The organism is Pedobacter sp. 05L430, assembly GCF_056397585.1.
This window is the reverse complement of record NZ_JBFTNT010000372.1, coordinates 1-3,738: the sequence shown is the minus strand read 5'-3', so window position 1 is coordinate 3,738 and position 3,738 is coordinate 1. Positions and strand designations below refer to the sequence as shown.

The window sequence follows — 3,738 nt, the reverse complement described above, 5'->3', positions numbered from 1 at the left end:
GTAAATGATATGGACCGGCAGCAATAGCAGAATGACAATTGCCGCTACATAAAAACTAGGTAGGCCAATTGAGTATATTCCGGTTAGGATCAATGCGCAGAAAAACCATAGTAAAAGATGGTTTGATATTTTATTCTCCATTAAATTAGACCACAAATTTGGCCGARTTTACTATAATCGAAAAATTTAACGCTATAACATAGATATAAGGCTGTGTTCTGTCGACGGATTACTAATTGTTCAACGATTTTTGTGATATAATTTTTCAGTCGTCGTTTAACTTGTAAAGCAATAAGGGTACGTCATTTGCCACTATTTTTTCTTTAAGCCCAAATCCTAGCTTTTCTAACAATCGAATTGAATTTTCATTCGCTGGCACCGTTGTAGCCAAAAGCTCAGGATGGTTTTCAATTGTCTTGAAATCGTTTAACACCGCTGTTGCAGCTTCAAAAGCGAAACCCTGTTTTTCATATTGTGGTAAAAAGGCGAAACCAAAATCTTGAAGTGGTAGATAGTCACGTTGAATGATGGTTATGATCCCAATAGGTATATCGTTGTACCGTACAGTCCAGTAATATAAAATTGGGTTTTGGATAATTTTATCTACATACTCAATTGCCATAGCTATTGATTTCACATTTCTTTCGCCTATAAATTTTAACCAGCCAGGCGTATTAACTAATTGTTGTATGAACTCACTGTCTGATAGGGAAAGTCTACTTAATTCTAGTCGTTGGCTCGTGTACTTCTGTTTCATCTATTTTAATTTTGGGTGTTACATCATTAAGGTTGTTTGTCTTATCAGCTAGTTAGCTCTTCTCTTTTCATCTTCTGCACCTCCAGTTTGTTTTTTAGTATTTGAAGATTTATTACTCCCAAATTTATAGCTAAATGAAAACGTGCCTACTCTGGAGTCTCCTTTTTGCCGGAAAAATTCGGTGTAACCAGTTAGTATGTTACTGGCATTGGTTTTTCTGGTATAAAAAACGTCAGTAATGTTTAATTTTAAACTGGCTTTTTTTGCTAAAATTTGTCTTTGAATTGCTAGGCCAGTATACCAAGTCGGTTTAATATCCATGATACCATAGTATCGTCTGCTGTCATATTTACCATTAATTTCCAAACTGGTATTGGAATTGAAAGTAATCATGTTCGTACTAGTTAAGCTAAAAGTAACCCTATTGTTTCCTATGTCGGTATTTGCAATATTGCCGCTGTACTTTCCATAATACACCAACGCATTGACATTGCTGGTTAACCATTTGCCAATTGTAATCGGTGCACTAAAGCTTAAAGTATAATAGTCATACCKGGCTAAGTTTCTACCTGTTTGTATGATTGAGCTGGGCTTAACATCAGGAGAAAGTATAGAAAGAATTTTATCTGTGGTTATGCTGTACCCAAATTTGGTAAGATATTTCCCTCCCCATGTATGACTTAGTTCAAATGAGGTGGTGATTTCGGGGTTGAGTAATGGATTTCCGGTAGAAGACGTGAGTGGATCTAAAAACACTTTAAATGGATTTAACTGTTGGTAAGTTGGCCTATTGATCCTTCGGGTAAGGGCTATATTTAGCTCATGGACTTTGCTTAAATTATAACCAAACTGTATACTTGGAAATAGTTGAAGGTATTTACGTTCAAATTGAGAGAGATTGGTTAACTGTATACCTTCTGCCTGAGTTCGTTCTAACCTCAATCCGAATTGAGCATTTATTTTTTCCCATTTTTTGGAAGCGTTAATGTAGATGGCATTTATCCATTCTTTATAATTGAAATTATTGCTCTTATCTACATCTAAAGTGCTGGTTTTATTAACCAGATTATAAAAAGCAATATTGTCTTTGGTCGTAACGAAGCTACTTTTTAAGCCAAGATCTAATTTTATATCAAGGGATTTTAATTTTTTGCTATAATCACTTTTAAAGGATTTAATTTTAAGGTCACCATTCAGATCGCCATGTAAAATATAATCGTCTTTATTTTTAATTCCGTTGTTGTCCGAGTAAGTGGTAAGGTAATCTTGTAGGCCTATTGCTCCATAATCAGCATAATCTAAATCTAAACTAATAGACTGACCTTCTTTATCCAGTGTGTGCTTGTAGTTGAAATTGATACTTTCGTTATTACGTACAGGCTGTAATATACCTGTGGTATTAAAATAGCCGGTGCTATTTTGATTCGCATCAAAAGATTGTGCTTTACTATTGCTGCCCAGCTCTCCAGCTATAAAAATACCATTGGCTATAAATCCGACAATTACGTTTTCGCTAATGTTTAAATCCCCACCTAACCGGACGTTATGGTTGTTCATATTCATCTTGAAATAATTTTGATAAGAATTACCTCCAGTAATGGTTCCTGCAGCTGAAAAAAATCGTTGCATGGCTAAATCTACAAAGTCATTGTTGAGTGAATAGGTATAAGAACCAAATAAGTTTAATTTTCCAATTTTTAGATTAACATTAGCAGATGGATTTACTTTGTTATATACACCTTGGCCGAAACTAACTGCTAAATTACCATTGAGACCCTCTTTAAGGCCCTTTTTCAATCTAATGTCAATAATCCCTGAGTTTCCTGACGCATCATATTTAGCAGATGGACTAGTAATTAATTCTATTCTATCAATTTGATCCCCAGAGATACTTTTTAATATAGTTGATAGCTCTTGTCCAGATATAGGGAGTAATTTTCCATCGACCATCACCAAAACACCCGGTTTTCCTCTCATCGATATATTTTCGCTGGGATCTACATTAACACCGGGTGCTTTACTAAGTAGGTCTAGTGCATTGCTTCCTGTGGCGGCAATGGAACTTGCGACATTCAATACTGTTTTATCATGTTGTTGTTGGATGAAAGGCTTATTACCAACGATATTTACTTCATCTAATGCATGTACCTTGGCAACAAGGTGAAGATCACCGAGATTAAAATTTTGAGTCAAAACAATGAGGTTAGATTCATAATTCTTGAAAGCAAGACTTTTAACGACAACATGGTAATTTCCTTTTTCTATTTGATTAAAAATGAATTTTCCGGCAGTATCTGGAAACTCAATTTTTACCAGCTTTTTCGTCTCAGCTTTTATTAAATTTACACTAATGCCGCTGAGCTGATCTGGTTTGAGGTTGGATAATTGTCCAGTAATCTCGAACATTGATAGTTGTTGTGCAGAAACATGGTGATATGTTAGGGCAAGAAAAAATGCAAAACAGATAGTTTTAATAGTTCTCATATTCAACTTCAATGCAGTTACATTCACCAATTTGCTTGTAAAGCCGCATTCGGGCGCAAATTTCTATTTTCGTTAATTGGTTTTAATTAATGGTCGTCTGAATCGTGGTTTTTGTAGACATATTGCTGATTTAAGTAGCTGAAAAGTAAGACTACAGGGATATCTAAGTTTCACTGTTTTTGCAATTCCTCAAGTTGATTTCGTAAAACTGCTTAAATCACCTATCTCTCAGGTATTACTGGGATAAGCACATACCGTTAATGTCTAATGATACGGTTTTAGCAGAAAAAGATATAGCGTTAAAGGAGCAGCTCGCAGCAACTGTAAAGCGAAACTCGTATCTGACTAAGCGATGATTTCCAGTATTAGCGTAGTTGGATTCCGTAAGCCATATTGTACAAAGTTTTTCTGGGCAATTCGTTTGTTAACTTCTGCGGTTTTCAAAATAGTAAGAAAGTCAATAGGACACACGGAAATTAACAAGATGACTGCGGTCC

General features: G+C 35.3%; 2 protein-coding genes. Both read right to left on the bottom strand.

Annotation, left to right across the window (positions count from 1 at the left end; genetic code table 11):
- Nucleotides 1-265 precede the first annotated feature (265 nt).
- On the bottom strand, nt 266-757 hold the full coding sequence (locus AC1DG9_RS24965) for a GNAT family N-acetyltransferase (RefSeq protein ID WP_288882643.1): 492 nt from the start codon (nt 755-757) through the stop codon (nt 266-268).
- A gap of 48 nt (nt 758-805) precedes the next feature.
- Nucleotides 806-3,163 carry an outer membrane beta-barrel family protein gene (locus AC1DG9_RS24960; RefSeq protein WP_288882642.1) on the bottom strand — a complete coding sequence of 786 codons (2,358 nt, stop codon included), beginning with the start codon at nt 3,161-3,163 and terminating at the stop codon, nt 806-808.
- Nucleotides 3,164-3,738: the final 575 nt, after the last annotated feature.